This is a genomic window from Thalassotalea ganghwensis, assembly GCF_053485795.1.
The window spans coordinates 45396-61450 of record NZ_JBQRUM010000005.1 but is presented as its reverse complement, the minus strand read 5'-3'; the positions used below and the strand labels follow the sequence as shown (position 1 = coordinate 61450).

The following is a 16055-nucleotide window of genomic DNA, read 5'->3' as shown; positions in this document are numbered from 1 at the left end:
TATGGCATTAGCATTTATCGGACTTGGCAGTAACCTCGACAATCCAGAGCAACAAATAAAGCATGCAATAGAGGCTATTGTATTAATACCACAATCAAATATTGATAAATTATCTTCGCTTTATTTTAGCCGACCGATGGGGCCACAAGACCAACCCGATTATATGAATGCGGTATTATCACTGGAGACTTTGCTTGCCCCGTTAGCCTTATTAGATCAATTGCAGGCTATTGAAAACAAAGCAGGTAGAGTTCGAAAAGATAATCGTTGGGGCGCACGCGTACTGGACCTCGATATTTTGCTTTATGACCAAGAGGTGATCAACAATAGTCGCCTCACTGTCCCGCACTATGGCATGCATGAACGAGAATTTGTTTTGCTGCCCTTGGCAGAAATATCGCCTAATTTAACCTTACCTGATGGACGGCGTATTTCAAAACTTGCTAATGAAATTGATCCGAATGGCTTAAAGATCCATAGTAAATTATGCTAAAACAGTAACTCAGTTATACTAGTAACCATTATTTAAACTACCAATCATTACAAGGTCACTAATGGCAAAAATTACCACCGCAACCTTACGAAAAATGAAAGCACAAGGTGAAAAAATATCAACAATAACCGCCTATGATGCAAGTTTTGCTAAATTATTTGATCAAGCAGGTATCCACGCGATATTAATTGGCGATTCCTTAGGGATGGTTTTGCAAGGACAAGACGATACCTTACCTGTCGATATCGAGCATATGGCATATCATACGCAGTGCGTAAAGCGTGGTGTGGAAAACACACTGATCATAAGTGATATGCCCTTTATGAGCTATGCAACAACTGAACAAGCCTACCAAAATGCGGCAAAGTTAATGCAAGCTGGTGCTAGTATGGTCAAAATAGAGGGTGGCGCTTGGTTGGAAGACACCATTAAAGGCCTAGTTGAGCGCGGCATACCTGTGTGTGCTCATTTAGGATTAACACCTCAATCGGTTAACGTTTTTGGTGGTTTTAAAGTACAAGGGCGAGCTCAAGCGCAAGCAGAGCAAATGATTGAGCACGCTAAACTATTAGAAAAGGCTGGAGCACAGCTCTTAGTGCTTGAATGCATCCCCGCCAGTTTAGGTAAAGCCATTTCTGAAGCGATAGACATCCCCACGATAGGCATTGGCGCAGGAAAAGATACCGATGGTCAAATTTTGGTTATGCATGATGCCTTGGGTATCTCATGTAGCTATATGCCTAAATTTTCTCGTAATTTTCTCATCGATACTGGCGATATTAAAAAAGCAATTGAGCTGTATATTTCTGAAGTTTCTAATGGAAACTTTCCTGGTGAAGAACATATTTTTAAGTAATGACAATGAATACTGTTAATGAAATTAGTCCATTACGCCAGCAAATTAACGACTGGCGTAAGCAAGGACTCACGATAGCCTTTGTGCCTACGATGGGTAATTTACACGCGGGTCATATATCCTTAGTCGACGAAGCGCATAAACATGCCGATAAAGTCGTTGTCAGTATCTTTGTTAACCCAATGCAATTTGGCGTAAATGAAGATATTGAGAACTACCCAAGAACGCTCGTAGACGATCAGGCTAAACTGGTAGCAGCGCAAGCGGATTTGCTATTTATACCGACGCCAGAAATTATTTACCCGAAAGGTCTTGATAAGCAAAGTTACGTTGAAGTGCCTAATGTCTCTGAAGGATATTGTGGTGAAAGTAGGCCAGGTCACTTTAGAGGCGTGGCTACTGTCGTATGCAAGCTATTTAACCTTGTGCAGCCAGATATCGCCTGCTTTGGTTTAAAAGATTACCAGCAGGTACAAGTTATCCAAACCATGGTTGAAGATCTTTCAATGCCTATTCGTATTCTTCCAGTGGCGACTGTAAGGGAAGAAAGTGGATTAGCGTTAAGCTCTCGAAATAATTACTTGACGGAAGAAGAGAAAAAAATCGCTCCGGCTTTACATCAAAATATGCAATGGCTCGCTGAACAAATTAAAACCAATAATGACTTTATTGGTCTAGCGAAAAAAGCGGCTAGCTTTATTGATAACGCAGGATTAAAGACCGATTATATACATATCTGTCACGCTCGTACGTTGCAACCTGCAAGTGAAGATGACAGTGAATTGGTTATTCTTGCTGCGGCGCATTGCGGTAAGGCGAGATTGATTGACAACATCCAAGTCTCCTTGAACAAACGCTAAATTATTATCCGCAGCAGTGCTGACTTAGCAAAAGGCCAAGCGTCTTGCTTGGCCTTATAATTCTTTCAATCGAAAGTTACTCGTAAGATCTTTCTAACCACATTATTTGCAATTTCAAGTCTTCAATTTCTTTCTTAGCTTGCGCGAGTTGCTGTTCAACACTTGAATAATCATTAACAGTTTCATCAGCTTGTACAGATGTTTGAGCTTCTGTGTGCATTGTACTCTCCCAAAACGGTAACATTAGGTGAATTATTACACAACCGCTTACAAATGAAAAGCAAACGAAAGAAAAAAGTTACAAATCGTAAGTTAATTATTCTAAAACAAAAGAAAAAAGCTTAATTGAGCATTGCCCATGCCCTAAATAAATTAAAATTAGCGTAATACCTAAACGGTTGTTGCGTTTGTCATCTCGATAAGTTCAGGAAAAAACTTTACGCTTTCGCGGGCAATTTCTGTTTGCTCTTTTAATACTTCTTTCAAGATCTTTTTGGTGGTCAATGGATTGGCTAGTACGACACGAAACACCAGTGTCTTGCGGTTGTGATAACGACTTACTTCAATACGAGTTCTCGATACAAATGACTTACCATTCTCACGTTGCCTTTTTTGAATAAACTTAGTCAACTGATCTAATAACTCATTGATCGCTTGTTCTTGTTCGAGCGAACAGGAAGCTAAATAGTGCTGAACTTGTTTGGGATTATAGCGATAGGTTAACAAACATAATTCTGGCTCAGTGAGCAATTCGAAGTCTTCATGAGCTTTGATCAACTCAGCGTAGTACGTTGCTTTTTCTATACCTTGATTAATTAACAATTCATAACCCGGGCGGCTAATAATATGAAGACTAGCATAAACTAACATCGCCATACCTGGACGAGAGCCTTCGAGAGTATGAGAGCCTAAATCTTTTGAACCTTTACGCAAAATATACTCTGCATGGTGTTCAATAGCAGCAACAGATGCCGGGTTTTTAAAGACAACAAGCCCTGCCCCCATTGGCACATACATCTGTTTGTGCGCGTCGATAGTGACAGAGTCAGCTAATTCAACTCCTTTTAAAATATGTCGATATTTATTGGACAGTAGGGTTGCTCCTCCCCACGCTGCATCGACATGAAAATGGCAGCCAAATTCTTGCGCTATTAATGCCATTTCATCTAACGGATCAACATTACCTGTCTCAGTTGTACCAGCAACACCGACAATACTGAGAATACCAATATTGCTATTTTTCAACTCCTGACATTTTGTCCTGAGCTTTTTACAATCCATACGATTATGTTCATCGGTTGGGATCGCAATAACACTTTCTCGGCCAATTCCTAATACATCAGCCGATTTTTTCAAAGAATAGTGACCACGATTAGAAACGAGAATAGCAAGGCCGTCGTATTGGTAATGATTCAATGCGGCATACAACCCTTGTTGTGCTACGCCTTTAAAATCACCATCAGCCTTCAGTAAGTTATTTCTTGCCACCCATAATGCGGTTAAGTTGGCAATAGTGCCACCTGAACAAAAAGCCCCTAAAGAATGATCAGCGCTATGCATCCACTGCTGGTAGAAGCCTTCGTCTTCTTTATATACCAAACGATGCATCATGCCGAGAACTTGCCGTTCTAACGGCGTAAATGCTTTCGATGTTTCTATTTTAACGAGGTTTTGATTTAGACCGACCATCAATTTTGACAGGGGTAAGATAAAATACGGCAAAGCCGAGGTCATGTGGCCTATAAAACTGGGGCTAGAAGTGTGTACGGATTTTGCTACCAGTTTATCTAATAAATGGTGCATATGATCAGAGACATAGGCTGGCTGCTCAGGGATAAGCGAATTGGCGAAATCTTTTTCGATGTCGGTCAATAAATGATCCTGAGCTACAATATGCTCACCAAGAAACCCCGCTAAATTTTGCGATATTTCTTGTTCAATCTTACCTAATGTTGAATCAGGCGCTTCTGGAATGGTAAAAATGCGATGTAGCGATTTTTCTGTCGCTTTTGCCGCACGTTTATTAACCGGCATATGTCTTCACTTAATGTCGCCAACTAAATAGCTATCCATTTAGATTAGCTGAGTTTTCTTTGTTAAGTGCGGCACTTTAATAAAAATCGTTACAAATGTCTCGTATTTTCGTCTTAAACCGTATGTTTAGAGCAATGTTGCAATGTAAACTAAACCTAACTCTACCAAAGCCAAACTGCTTAATGCCATCATTAACACATTCTTTTTGATATTGTCGTTCATCTTTCGTACTCCTCGTCTTTAACTAAACACAAGAATACAATTTCCATACCAAAAAATTTAAAATACTGTTTTATTTATATTTATTAAAAATCACAACGCAAAGAAGGTTATTAATTGTAAAAAATGGCTAACGTTGATTAGTCAAAATCACCAAAATTTATTCACAATGCTTATGTAATTTGTAACTGCCAACATTGCTGTCCACTGGCAATGAACTTAGCTTCAAAAGGCGTCAGTGGCTGTTGGTTGTCGATATTAACCTCTTCTATTTCCCCATTTCTTCCCGATAATTGCGCTGCCATTAAGAACTCTTCTAAATACAAACGCCAATTACTGCGCAAGATTAACGTCTCTCCGAGTGAGATAATTTCCGGAAATACCGCACAGCCATGCCAGCGTCGCTGTAAATGCTTTGCTTTAGGCCAAGGGTTGGGGTAGAGAATATAATGTTTAGCAACGTTCCAATGATGCTCTACCGCAAGTCGATAAAAATCATTCAAGTCAGCTCTGACAAGAACAAAGTTATCTACACCATGTGTTTCTGTTTTATCGAGTAGTTCACTGTCGTTTCTTGTTAAACGATGTGCTGATTTATCAACACCGATCACCAGCGCGTTTGGATTTAACTTTGCCAATAAGCGAGTGCTTTGTCCTACACCACAGCAAGAATCAAAGATGATATCCCCCTTATGGGCTTGAACACGCTCATTTACCGAATCAAAAGCTTGCTGAGTATGAGCTTGTATTGGCTTTCTTGAACGATTTGCCAAGTGTTTATTGACAACCTCGGCTAATTTTTCATGAATACCCGGCTGATTAGTGACGATGGGTTTTGAATCACCAGTCTGAATTTTTTTTTCGTTCATCGTTTAACTTCTCAACCCGATACCTTTGGTAATTAGTGTCATGGCGATAGTGAATAGACTAATGATAAACACCGCCAACACCCCAAAAGCCAACGTCAAATCAACATCACTGATACCTAAAAAGCCATACCGAAACGCATTTACCATATAAACAATAGGGTTTAATTGAGAAACCCCCTGCCAAAACTCAGGTAATAAACTTATTGAATAGAACACTCCACCTAAATAAGTTAATGGCGTTAATACAAAGGTAGGAATAATGGAGATGTCATCAAAACTTCCGGCAAAAATCGCATTAATTAAACCACCTAATGCAAATGTTGCAGAAGTCAAAGTAACCGTTAGCAAAATCACCCAAAGGTTATGAATTTGAATATCGACAAAAAGCAAGGCGATTAACGTTACGATCAGGCCTACCAGTATCCCCCGCGCCATACCGCCACCGACGTAACCGGCAACAATAACCCAATTTGGCACAGGCGCTACCAACATTTCTTCGACATTGCGTTGCCATTTAGCACTAAAAAATGAACTGGCGACATTAGAGTATGAATTGGTAATAACACTCATCATGATCAAGCCAGGAACAATGAACGACATGTAATCAAATCCGCTCATCTGGCCAATTCTCGAACCAATCAACGAGCCAAAAATAACAAAGTATAAACTGATGGTAATAGCTGGTGGCACTAGGGTTTGCACCCAAATACGTAGAAAGCGATTCGTTTCTTTATAAAGAATACTTTTTAACGCAATAACATTACGAACAGACGACATAGTTACGACGCCTCCTTATTATTTAGGGCCGCAGACTTGTCATTCCCAATTAAAGAAACAAACAGCTCCTCGAGTCGATTACTTTTATTACGCATGCTTTTAATACTGATCCCTTGTTCTGTTAATTGACTAAATACACCATTGATACTTTGTGATTTTTTCACATCGACTTCTAGCGTATGTTGGTCTATTTGACGACTATTAAAGCCGTCTAATGGCTTAACCTCAATATCTTCAGTAAGGTCTAAGACAAACGTTTCCAAATCAAGCTTAGCAAGCAGTACTTTCATTGAGGTATTCTCAACGATTGTACCACTGTTAATAATAGCGATATTTCGACACAGCATTTCTGCTTCTTCTAGATAATGGGTGGTCAATATAATGGTAATGCCTTGTCGATTAAGTTCGCGAAGAAACTCCCACATTGAGCGCCTTAACTCTATATCTACCCCTGCTGTAGGTTCATCGAGGATCAACATTTTTGGCTCGTGCATCAAAGCTCGAGCGATCATTAAACGACGCTTCATTCCGCCCGATAACATGCGAGCAGCGTCATGGCGCTTCTCCCATAAATCGAGCTGTTTTAGATACTTTTCAGCCCTTTGATAAGCCAAAGAACGTTCAACACCATAATAACCAGCCTGATTTACCAAGATTTCGATGATTTTCTCAAATTGATTAAAGTTGAATTCCTGAGGTACTAGGCCTATGTGACTTTTCGCTTGCTCTAAATCAGTATCGATATCATCACCAAACACTTTGACACTTCCACCGGACTTATTCACCAAAGAAGTAATCACGCCAATAGTGGTTGATTTACCTGCACCATTAGGGCCAAGTAGTGCGAAAAAATCACCTTGTTCAACGCTCAGATCGATGCCTTTAAGTGCGACAAATCCACCTTTGTAGGTTTTTTTTAATCCAGTGATCTCTAGTGCTTTTTGCATGCAAATATCCTTTATACCAATTGCATTAAATAGTTAATCAACTTAACGCTATGTTAGGGAAGTAATCAGCTCTTAGGAGCGTACTTAAAAGGCTTACTTGCAGTGTTATTAATTTTTACAATGGAATACCATTCGCTAAAATCAATACTTACCTCTAAGCCTTTTAATGTTCGCAGAATGATCAAATATCACATTTAATTGGTATTAATCATTAATGTTTAGCTAAATTGGGGCAAGTTAGTCAAATTCAATATCGTTTTACAAGAAAGGCAATAAATTAGCAGAGCTTTTTACTGTTTATAGGCAAGCAAAGCTTACGTTAAGTCATCAATTAATTTCGACCAATAACATTGCCAAGCCCTTGTATACAATTTAAAGTGTTGCCACTATTTTTGACTCAAGTGGATAATAAATGAAAAAAATCGTTCATTGGTTAGCCTTGACAACGATCGCTGTTTCAATAACAGCTTGTCAGAGTACTACCACACAAGAGCCTGCTTCAAAAAGCGCAACGCTAGCTAATGCTCAATTAACTGTTGATACTATCTATAAAGAGAATGCTTTTCGTTCTGATTATATTGGCCGCATTCGCTGGCTCGCTGATGGCAGCGGCTATACCGCGATAGAAGATTCAAACGCTAAGAAAACCACTGAAGAGGGTAAAGAAGTCAGTATCGGTAAAGATATTGCTTTTTATAATCCTGAAACCTTAGAAAGAACGGTTTTGATCAGTGCCGAACAGTTAACACCAAAAGACAGCGAAGCGCCGGTCTCTATCGATAATTATATTTGGTCAGACGATAGGCAAAAATTACTCATTTATACCAACAGTAAGCGTGTTTGGCGTTCAAATAGTCGCGGTGATTACTGGGTGCTGGACTTAAAAACAAATCAATTATCACAACTAGGTAATGGTTTAGCTAAACCAAGCACCTTAATGTTTGCAAAGTTTTCTAGTGATGCATCAAAAGTTGCCTACGTGTTTGAGAACAATATTTATGTTGAAACCTTAGCTTCTGGCAACATTAAGCAACTCACCAAAGATGCTGGTAACGGTATTATTAATGGTTTATTTGATTGGGTATACGAAGAAGAATTTTCGATTCGCGATGGTTTCCGCTGGAGTCCTGATGGCAGTAAAATAGCCTACTGGCAATTAGATACGTCGGGCAGTAAAGACTTCATCATGATCAATAATACCGATGAACTTTACCCGACACTAACAAAATTCCCTTACCCTAAAGTCGGTGAAACTAATGCCCTTGCCAAAGTTGGGATTGTTGACCTAGAGACGGCGAAAACCGTCTGGAGCAAATTACCGAATAATTCGCGAGATATGTATATTCCTCGTATGAACTGGAGTGGCAATAGCGAAGAAGTATTGGTACAACACCTTAACCGCAAACAAAATACCAATAAGCTATATCTGACTAACGCCAATAATGGCAAAGTGGAATTGATTTACACCGAAAAAGATGAAAAGTTCCTGGATGGAATTACTGACGCAAAATGGATTGATAACGGAAAATACTTTATTTGGACAAGTGAAGCCGATGGTTGGCGTCATTTTTACAAGATATCTCGAGACGGGAAAACCAAACTCGATTTAACGCCCGGCAATTTTGATACCGTTAGTTTAGAAACAGTAGATGAAAAAAGTGGTTGGTTGTATTACATCGCATCTCCTGAGAATGTTGGTCAACGTTATTTATTCCGCTCCAAATTAGATGCTAGCACAGTGAATGAACGCATTACTCCGGAAAGCTTCGCTGGTTCAAACAGTTATCAAATGTCAGATGATGGTCAATGGGCAATTCACTCCCATTCAACTTTTGATCAACCGACACAAAAACGTTTAATCAAGGTAGAAGGTCATCAAGTTAAACACATGATGATGGACAACCAAGAACTGATTGAAAAGCTCGCCAAGTTAAACAAAGCCCCGACGGAATTTTTCCAAGTGAAAGCTCGCGATGGTGTGGTTTTAGATGGTTACATCACTCGACCTCATGATTTTGACCCTAATAAAAAATATCCGATTATTTTTTATGTTTATGGCGAAGCTTGGGGACAAACAGTTCAAGATCGTTGGCGCGGCAATGCCTACCTTTGGGATCAAATGTTGGCAGATCAAGGCTATTTAATTGCTTCTATTGATAACCGTGGCACGCGCGCTCCGAAGGGCAGAATGTGGCGTAAAGAAGTTTATGGTGCAATTGGCGTACTATCTTCTCGAGACCAGTCCGATGCTTTAACAGCAATGGCAGAACGCTGGGATTATATCGACACAGATCGTGTTGCTATTTGGGGACATTCAGGTGGTGGTTCGATGACATTGAACATGCTATTTAGATACCCAGACCAATATAAAGTGGGTATATCTTTAGCGCCAGTGCCGGATCAACGTTTATATGACACCATCTATCAAGAGCGTTATTCTGGGTTATTGTCAGAGTATGAAGAGGGCTACAAACAAGGCTCACCAATCACTCACGCAAAAAACTTAAAAGGTAAGTTACTACTCGTTCATGGCACAGGTGATGACAACGTGCATTACCAAGGAACGGAGCGATTAATCAATGAATTGATTAAACACAATCGTCAATTTGACTTTATGTCATACCCTAATCGTAGTCATGGTATCTATGAAGGTGAAGGAACAACACTGCACCTTAAAACCATGATGACCAATTACTTTAACGATCATTTATAGCCTAGTCGTTACCCTACGCAAAAGCCCGCTACTTAGCGGGCTTTTTAATTAATAAGTGGTCAAAATTACTAGCTAGGTGCTATTTCCTCACAAATACCAAAACATAAACAAAAATAAAAACAATACCTTAGCTTATTTGGAAAAACTGGCTTCAATATTGCGTAATTCTCTAAAGATTATTGTTACGATTAGCAGTGGAGTGAAAATGAGAGAAACACTAGAACAAGAGTTATTCGGAGAAGATAAAAAATCGTCTAAATCTTGGAAAAATATCAGTATCTGGCAACGTGGCCTTGCCATGTTATTATTTGGTTTTATTGGCGGGTTTGTGCGTTTTGTTATTACTTTGATCGCCATTTTTCAATTCATCGCCATGCTGCTGACGGAGCAACCAAACAAGCAATTACAAAAGCTTGGCCAGAACTTGAATCATTATGTATATCATATCAATCAGTTTTTAACTGCCAACACTGACACTTATCCTTTCCCTTTCAGTGCTTGGCCTGACGCTAATATCAGTCGTGTACCACCGACAAACAAACCATAGCTATTTTTCAGCCGAAAATGCAATAAAGCCAAAAACATAAGCGATAAAATAAGCCATTAAGGGTTTCAGACTAGGAAAATCTTAATGGCGATCTATACTGAAGAACACTTGAGTGATTAAATTTTTGGAAACTAATTTTTCTTTTGAATAATTGTGTCATTGATCACCATTTCACAATATAAAATAAGATTAACTATACACAACATTATTTACTAAATAAGAGAAATATGTGAATGATTAGATGGTTATTGCTCGTATTGATGGCAATGACGACTTGCAAAATTTGTGCATACGACACCATCACAATTAGTACCTCTGATTGGCCACCTTATGTATCTGAACATCAGCCACATGGTGGTTACATAACACAAGTGGTAAGAGAAGCGTTTGCTGAAGTAAGTGTTGCTGTGAAATTTGAATACGTCCCTTGGTTAAGAGCATATGAGTGGACTAAACGCGGTCAATATGATGCTCTGTCATATTGGTACAATGACGAAAAGCTTAAAAATGATTTTTATCTGAGTGAACCACTATCGACGGAAAAAGTCGTATTTTTTCGATTAAAGTCAAAACGGCCCATCACATGGAATAGGTTTTCTGATTTTGCTCATTTAACCATGGGGTTGACTCGTGGGTTTGCTTACACAAAAGAGTTATGGCAATACGCAGCAGATAATAAAGACAGAGTATCTCTTGTTATGTCTGATGAGCAAAATTTTAAAATGCTCTTGGCAGAGCGAGTCGACCTATTTCCAGCACAAGAAGTCGTAGGGTGGCACTATATTCATAACCTAAGTAACAAAGAAAAAGCTAACCAAGTCGAAACGATGCACCCCCCACTATTCATACACACTGGTCACTTGTTATTCCCAAAGAAAAACAAAAAAAGTGTCAAGCTAGTTGAACAATTTAACAAAGGTTTATCTATGTTAAGAGCTAAAGGTCGATTACAAGAGTTAAACGAAAGACTCAATCAAGGATATTACTCGAAGTAAATAAATATTTTAGTAATTACAGTTTGTAAAAAGTGTGCTATCGCCTCTATGTGTTTTGCCAAGCGCCTATAACATTATGCCAATACACCCAGCTACTTCTAATGTAGCAACGTTGGTTAAAATCGATGACTCTGCCTCTGATGCATCCCTAAAAATTCTCAAAATAAAACAACTAGGTACTCAAAAATCAAGGGAACATTCATGACATTTGGTGATCAGATCTATCGCCAAACAAAAATAACCAACCGGAGACACTATGAATGTTGCCCTATTTTGAATAATATGATGACACTTGTTTCCTCCTTAATATGCACTTGCTGAAAACATAGAAAGTTACCTCTCCACCAAATAAATGGAGCAGAACAAGTTTTTTTCAATAAATTCATAAAAAAATCCCTCGATATTCATCCAGGGATTTATGTAGGAAAGGCAGCTTAATGCCGGCCTCTAAAATTAACTAGCAATATAGGTTTACTTACCCGCTCTTGAAACATACTCACCGGTACGCGTATCAACTTTTACCACTTCTCCGATTTGTACAAATAATGGTACACGAACCACAGCACCTGTAACTAAGGTTGCTGGTTTTCCGCCAGTACCTGCGGTATCACCTTTAAGGCCAGGATCGGTTTCAGTAATTTCTAATTCAACGAAATTGGGAGGAGTTACGGAAATCGGGTTGCCATTCCAAAAAGTAATCGTACACAGATCACCTTCTTTTAACCATTTAACTGTATCACCAACCGCTTTGTCATCGGCAGCAACTTGCTCAAAGGTTTCGTTATTCATAAAATGCCAAAATTCACCATCAGCATATAGGTACGCTAATTCGGCATCCATAACATCAGCACCTTCACAAGATTCACCTGATTTAAAGGTTTTTTCTAGGACTTTACCTGAGATAAGCTTACGAATTTTTACACGGTTAAACGCTTGACCTTTACCTGGCTTAACAATTTCATTTTCTAAAATGTTGCAAGGCTCGCCATCAATCATTAACTTGAGGCCGTTTTTAAATTGGTTTGTACTAAAAGTTGCCATAAAATGTTCTCTTAATCTTAAATACAAAGAGCTAAACTTGAAATGCCGCAAATAATAACCCAAATTAGCCAACAATTGCACACTTCTTGGCAAAAAGAATTAGCTAACGTCATCACTGATCCTAAAGAGCTCTTAACCAACGTCGGTATTCAACCTCAAAGGTACCTTGAACATTTTTCAGCACGTAAGTTATTTCCTGTTAGAGCACCCCGTCCCTTTGTCGGCCGAATCGAAAGGGGTAATATTAATGACCCACTACTTCGACAAATAATGCCGCTGTCAGAAGAGTTTATTCAAACCAAGGGATATCTACTCGACCCTTTGCAAGAACACGATACCGTCGCTGAGGGCTTGCTGCATAAATACAAGCATCGTGTGCTGATGGTAGTCAAAAGTGGCTGTGCAATTAACTGTCGCTACTGTTTTCGTCGACATTTTCCTTATGAAGATAACAGCCCAAATAAACACCGTTGGCAACATGCATTGAATTATATTGCTCAGCATCAGGAAATTAACGAAGTCATTTTCAGTGGTGGCGATCCATTAATGGCTAATGATGAACACCTAAGTTGGTTAATCAATCAAATCGAACAAATATCACATGTGCATCGACTTAGAGTTCACACGCGTCTGCCGGTCGTGATCCCACAACGTATCACCGAGAAATTAGTCGCGTTACTTAGCCAAACTCGACTTAAATCGACAATGGTATTGCACATCAATCACGCCAATGAAATAGGGCAAGATGTTATTGATGCCATCGAGCCCTTGTGTCGGGAGCGAATTCCGTTATTTTGTCAGAGTGTTCTGCTAAAAGGTGTTAACGATGATGCCCGAACGCTGTGCCAGTTAAGTGAAAAGCTCTTTGATCATGGCATTATGCCCTACTACTTACATTTATGTGATAAGGTGCAAGGTGTAGCCCATTTCGATATTAGCGAAGAACAAGCTATCGAAATAACTAGACAAATGATGGCGATCTTACCCGGTTTCCTTATGCCTAAAGTGGTAAGAGAAATTGCTGGCGAGGCTAACAAAACTCCGCTAAATTTGGCATAATAGCAGGCTAAATTTATAGTAGTTAGTGGACTTATGACCCAATCGATAAACCAAAAACTTGTTGAAAACATTTCAATTATTTTAAAAAAATCACTCGCAGCTGACGCAACATTAGCCGATTTACGAGAAAAGAAAATGGCGGGTTTTGAAGCTGTTTTTAAAAAAGACGCTGGCTTTAATTGCTCGGCTAATACCTTTCAACCCTATGTTGAAGAAGTTGCCGATGAGTTATTACTGTGGCAAAAAACGCAAGAGCAAACGCTGCTGATAAACCTTGTTAAAAAAATTGAGCAATTGTTTACTGTGTTAGCAAACTTTGAGCAAAGCTATCATCAGCCATAGACTTTCAATTGTGAGCTGTGTGTGTTGTAGCAGACAACTTTAACATTATTAGGTTCATCAACTATACTGGTTAAACGAATTATCATCGAGGAGTAGATAATATTTTCCATCAACAAAAAGGCAATGAAAAAGTCATCGCTTAAATCATTGGCGCTTAGCACCTTAACTGTCGCAGTATTGAGCGGCTGTGGCGGTGGTTCAAGTAATGATTCAACAAACACCCCTGATTTACAACCACCAAGTTCATCTAGTGACGTCTCTTTTAACTTAGGATTATCGGATGCGCCTGTTGATGACGCAGAAGCCGTTGTTGTAACCATTGAAAGCATTACCTTTAAAGTGGAAGATGGAGAGGATATTGTTTTTGAAACATTTTCCAACGAAAGCGAAGGGATTGTTGATGCTGAAACGATCACTCTCGATTTGTTGCAATTCCAAGGAGGCGCACAATTTAATGTCCTTGAAGGAGCAACAATTGAAGCGGGCAACTATGAGCAAATATTTATTGATATCCTAGATGAAGACATTGTACTCACCTACTTAACCGAAATAGGTGGTGAGAATAAACCTATTAAAGTGCCAAGCGATAAATTAAAGCTTGGTGGCATTGATTTAAGTAATGTAGAGGGCGACCAACAACTCACCGTTGAATTTAATCTAAGAAAGTCGCTAACCTACAAACCCGGTCCAGATGAATACAACTTAAAACCAAGCGGGGTTAGAGTCGTCAATAATAGTGAAGCGGGTACTTTATCTGGTAGTGTTGACTTTGATACTATTAACTTAAATGAAAACTGTGTTGCCGATAATCAGATGATTTATGTTTTCGAAGGGCATGAACTCAACCTTCTTAGCCTGATCGATAATGTAGAGGTAGAATTGGCGAACAATGGCGCACCAGAAGGTTCAATATCACCGTTTGATAGCACGACAGCAAGCTTTGATGAAAACTCAGCCAGTTATCGCTACGAGATAGGCTTCTTACCTGAAGGGGATTACACCGTAGCATATGCCTGTGATGCGGGAGCACAAGGAGATGATCCAGAGATTTACGACGGCGACATCCTCATTCCTAACCCAGTTAGCGAAATAAAAGAAATATCCATCGTTAATGGCGAAGAAACTGAGCAAAACTTTCCAGTCACTGAATAGTCAACAATTTATGCGTCAAGAAACTCTTGACGCATATCCATTAATTACTAATTATTTATTATTGGCGCGAATGTATTATCAAACCATTCTGTTAACAAAGCTAACTCATGGTGATAAGGTTTTTCATAACGTCTTTGATCTCTAAACTTAAAGTTTTTAGGCTTTAGTTTCACACTTCTAGATACCAAAAGTGTGTTATCGCTATCAATCATTTGAAATGAAAGCTCAATGGCTGGGGGCGTAGACTGACCAATTAATCTTAATCTCTTACTGTGTGAATAGGTGATCATTCCAGCCAAATCGACGTTAGATACATTAATAAATAATGACTTATCCTTTGGCAGTTTTTCAGATAACTTCTGTAAATGTCCTTCAAAAACGCCTTTTACTTCGTCAGTAAATGTGTATTTGTTTTCATTAGCCGGTTTAATATCGGTAAATGTTGCAGGGTCACTCCAAGAAACCTGAATATTGAACGCAAAAGCATTAAACGACAGCAGTGTAACCGTGGATAACAAAACTAATATTTTCATTGTTATAATCCTTAATAATATTTAATAATCCATTAACATTAGAAATAATAAAATGTAATTTTGAAAGCTCGATTTGTAAACAATTGTGTCTACTCAAGAAATGTCTTTGAAAACCACTCATCAAGCATTTTTTTCTCGTAAGATAATATTGAATGACGATACTTTAGCGAACGCCCAGTCATAAAATTGATATCTTTTAAGTTTACTTCGCCTGACATTAGCGTTTGCTGTTGCCCAGAGACTAACTCAAAATTCATGGCAACACGAGGGTAATACATATCTTTCACTATACGAACTCTCTCAATGCCTCCAAGGTGAACATCCCCGGCTAAATCTAAGTCGTTTATGGTGATTTTTAATAATTGCTCATCTGGTAACTTAGCGGCCAACTTCTGAAAGTGATTTTCTAATTCCTCAAAGACGCTCTTCTCAAAATTTTTTTGATGCCCTTCTCCTGCATAGATATCTCGATAACTTTCAGGTTTCTTAAAAGAAATTTCCAATTTAGCGGCGTTTACTGAGCCACATAACGACAAACAACCTAAGATTAACCCCATTAAAAAACTATTTTTCATCAAAACCTCCCATTCTTTCAAACCATCATACTAAAGCTTATCT

At 38.9% G+C, this 16055-nt stretch carries 17 protein-coding genes; 9 read left to right on the top strand and 8 right to left on the bottom strand.

Annotated features, from left to right (window positions below; genetic code table 11):
• Position 1: 1 nt before the first annotated feature.
• The 3 genes from folK to panC all read left to right on the top strand — a co-directional run bounded on the left by folK (position 2) and on the right by panC (position 2209).
• Positions 2–493, top strand: coding sequence for a 2-amino-4-hydroxy-6-hydroxymethyldihydropteridine diphosphokinase (gene folK / locus ACSLUH_RS06660; protein WP_448565522.1), 492 nt, complete (start codon positions 2–4; stop codon positions 491–493).
• A 61-nt stretch (positions 494–554) separates the two neighbouring features.
• Positions 555–1349, top strand: coding sequence for a 3-methyl-2-oxobutanoate hydroxymethyltransferase (gene panB / locus ACSLUH_RS06655; protein ID WP_448565521.1), 795 nt, complete (start codon positions 555–557; stop codon positions 1347–1349).
• Positions 1350–1354: 5 nt separating this feature from the next.
• On the top strand, positions 1355–2209 hold the full coding sequence (gene panC, locus ACSLUH_RS06650) for a pantoate--beta-alanine ligase (protein WP_448565520.1): 855 nt from the start codon (positions 1355–1357) through the stop codon (positions 2207–2209).
• Between the two features lie 76 nt (positions 2210–2285).
• Here panC and ACSLUH_RS06645 read toward each other — a convergent pair whose 3' ends face one another.
• The 5 genes from ACSLUH_RS06645 to ACSLUH_RS06625 all read right to left on the bottom strand — a co-directional run bounded on the left by ACSLUH_RS06645 (position 2286) and on the right by ACSLUH_RS06625 (position 7055).
• A complete protein-coding gene (locus ACSLUH_RS06645) occupies positions 2286–2429 on the bottom strand; it encodes a hypothetical protein (RefSeq protein WP_448565519.1) in 144 nt (47 codons plus the stop codon).
• Positions 2430–2599: 170 nt separating this feature from the next.
• On the bottom strand, positions 2600–4243 hold the full coding sequence (gene panP, locus ACSLUH_RS06640; RefSeq protein ID WP_448565518.1) for a pyridoxal-dependent aspartate 1-decarboxylase PanP: 1644 nt from the start codon (positions 4241–4243) through the stop codon (positions 2600–2602).
• Positions 4244–4635: 392 nt separating this feature from the next.
• Complete coding sequence (gene trmB / locus ACSLUH_RS06635; RefSeq protein WP_448565517.1) at positions 4636–5331, bottom strand: tRNA (guanine(46)-N(7))-methyltransferase TrmB; 696 nt, start codon at positions 5329–5331, stop codon at positions 4636–4638.
• A gap of 3 nt (positions 5332–5334) precedes the next feature.
• Entirely contained in the window at positions 5335–6108 is a 774-nt protein-coding gene (locus ACSLUH_RS06630; protein WP_448565516.1) for an ABC transporter permease, read from the bottom strand.
• 2 nt (positions 6109–6110) lie between these two features.
• Positions 6111–7055: an ABC transporter ATP-binding protein gene (locus ACSLUH_RS06625; RefSeq protein ID WP_448565515.1), complete on the bottom strand. Its 945-nt coding sequence runs from the start codon at positions 7053–7055 to the stop codon at positions 6111–6113.
• 412 nt (positions 7056–7467) lie between these two features.
• Between ACSLUH_RS06625 and ACSLUH_RS06620 the strand changes: the two genes are divergently transcribed.
• The 3 genes from ACSLUH_RS06620 to ACSLUH_RS06610 all read left to right on the top strand — a co-directional run bounded on the left by ACSLUH_RS06620 (position 7468) and on the right by ACSLUH_RS06610 (position 11310).
• The gene (locus ACSLUH_RS06620; protein WP_448565514.1) at positions 7468–9768 is read left to right on the top strand and encodes a S9 family peptidase; all 2301 of its coding nucleotides are present in this window, start codon (positions 7468–7470) and stop codon (positions 9766–9768) included.
• A gap of 205 nt (positions 9769–9973) precedes the next feature.
• On the top strand, positions 9974–10315 hold the full coding sequence (locus ACSLUH_RS06615) for a DUF4389 domain-containing protein (protein WP_448565513.1): 342 nt from the start codon (positions 9974–9976) through the stop codon (positions 10313–10315).
• Between the two features lie 233 nt (positions 10316–10548).
• Positions 10549–11310, top strand: a complete 762-nt coding sequence (locus ACSLUH_RS06610; protein ID WP_448565512.1) for a substrate-binding periplasmic protein — start codon at positions 10549–10551, stop codon at positions 11308–11310.
• A gap of 471 nt (positions 11311–11781) precedes the next feature.
• Here ACSLUH_RS06610 and efp read toward each other — a convergent pair whose 3' ends face one another.
• Complete coding sequence (efp, locus tag ACSLUH_RS06605; RefSeq protein ID WP_448565511.1) at positions 11782–12351, bottom strand: elongation factor P; 570 nt, start codon at positions 12349–12351, stop codon at positions 11782–11784.
• Positions 12352–12393: 42 nt separating this feature from the next.
• On the opposite strand from efp, the gene epmB reads away from it, so the two are divergent.
• The 3 genes from epmB (at position 12394) to ACSLUH_RS06590 (ending at position 14904) form a co-directional block, all read left to right on the top strand.
• A complete protein-coding gene (gene epmB / locus ACSLUH_RS06600; RefSeq protein WP_448565510.1) occupies positions 12394–13410 on the top strand; it encodes an EF-P beta-lysylation protein EpmB in 1017 nt (338 codons plus the stop codon).
• A 33-nt stretch (positions 13411–13443) separates the two neighbouring features.
• On the top strand, positions 13444–13752 hold the full coding sequence (locus ACSLUH_RS06595) for a hypothetical protein (protein ID WP_448565509.1): 309 nt from the start codon (positions 13444–13446) through the stop codon (positions 13750–13752).
• Between the two features lie 123 nt (positions 13753–13875).
• Entirely contained in the window at positions 13876–14904 is a 1029-nt protein-coding gene (locus tag ACSLUH_RS06590; protein ID WP_448565508.1) for a DUF4382 domain-containing protein, read from the top strand.
• A 47-nt stretch (positions 14905–14951) separates the two neighbouring features.
• Here ACSLUH_RS06590 and ACSLUH_RS06585 read toward each other — a convergent pair whose 3' ends face one another.
• Both ACSLUH_RS06585 and ACSLUH_RS06580 read right to left on the bottom strand, forming a co-directional pair.
• A complete protein-coding gene (locus ACSLUH_RS06585) occupies positions 14952–15437 on the bottom strand; it encodes a DUF3016 domain-containing protein (protein ID WP_448565507.1) in 486 nt (161 codons plus the stop codon).
• 89 nt (positions 15438–15526) lie between these two features.
• Positions 15527–16012: a DUF3016 domain-containing protein gene (locus tag ACSLUH_RS06580; protein ID WP_448565506.1), complete on the bottom strand. Its 486-nt coding sequence runs from the start codon at positions 16010–16012 to the stop codon at positions 15527–15529.
• Between the last annotated feature and the right edge of the window lie 43 nt (positions 16013–16055).

What these genes read in the sequence shown, in the direction of transcription:
- ACSLUH_RS06590 (WP_448565508.1), top strand. Translation starts at nt 13,876, where the DNA reads ATGAAAAAGTCATCGCTTAAATCATTGGCGCTTAGCACCTTAACTGTC.
- ACSLUH_RS06610 (WP_448565512.1), top strand. Translation starts at nt 10,549, where the DNA reads ATGATTAGATGGTTATTGCTCGTATTGATGGCAATGACGACTTGCAAA.
- panB (WP_448565521.1), top strand. Translation starts at nt 555, where the DNA reads ATGGCAAAAATTACCACCGCAACCTTACGAAAAATGAAAGCACAAGGT.
- folK (WP_448565522.1), top strand. Translation starts at nt 2, where the DNA reads ATGGCATTAGCATTTATCGGACTTGGCAGTAACCTCGACAATCCAGAG.
- epmB (WP_448565510.1), top strand. Translation starts at nt 12,394, where the DNA reads ATGCCGCAAATAATAACCCAAATTAGCCAACAATTGCACACTTCTTGG.
- ACSLUH_RS06595 (WP_448565509.1), top strand. Translation starts at nt 13,444, where the DNA reads ATGACCCAATCGATAAACCAAAAACTTGTTGAAAACATTTCAATTATT.
- panP (WP_448565518.1), bottom strand. Translation starts at nt 4,243, where the DNA reads ATGCCGGTTAATAAACGTGCGGCAAAAGCGACAGAAAAATCGCTACAT.
- ACSLUH_RS06620 (WP_448565514.1), top strand. Translation starts at nt 7,468, where the DNA reads ATGAAAAAAATCGTTCATTGGTTAGCCTTGACAACGATCGCTGTTTCA.
- panC (WP_448565520.1), top strand. Translation starts at nt 1,355, where the DNA reads ATGAATACTGTTAATGAAATTAGTCCATTACGCCAGCAAATTAACGAC.
- ACSLUH_RS06585 (WP_448565507.1), bottom strand. Translation starts at nt 15,437, where the DNA reads ATGAAAATATTAGTTTTGTTATCCACGGTTACACTGCTGTCGTTTAAT.
- trmB (WP_448565517.1), bottom strand. Translation starts at nt 5,331, where the DNA reads ATGAACGAAAAAAAAATTCAGACTGGTGATTCAAAACCCATCGTCACT.
- ACSLUH_RS06625 (WP_448565515.1), bottom strand. Translation starts at nt 7,055, where the DNA reads ATGCAAAAAGCACTAGAGATCACTGGATTAAAAAAAACCTACAAAGGT.
- ACSLUH_RS06645 (WP_448565519.1), bottom strand. Translation starts at nt 2,429, where the DNA reads ATGCACACAGAAGCTCAAACATCTGTACAAGCTGATGAAACTGTTAAT.
- efp (WP_448565511.1), bottom strand. Translation starts at nt 12,351, where the DNA reads ATGGCAACTTTTAGTACAAACCAATTTAAAAACGGCCTCAAGTTAATG.
- ACSLUH_RS06615 (WP_448565513.1), top strand. Translation starts at nt 9,974, where the DNA reads ATGAGAGAAACACTAGAACAAGAGTTATTCGGAGAAGATAAAAAATCG.
- ACSLUH_RS06580 (WP_448565506.1), bottom strand. Translation starts at nt 16,012, where the DNA reads ATGAAAAATAGTTTTTTAATGGGGTTAATCTTAGGTTGTTTGTCGTTA.
- ACSLUH_RS06630 (WP_448565516.1), bottom strand. Translation starts at nt 6,108, where the DNA reads ATGTCGTCTGTTCGTAATGTTATTGCGTTAAAAAGTATTCTTTATAAA.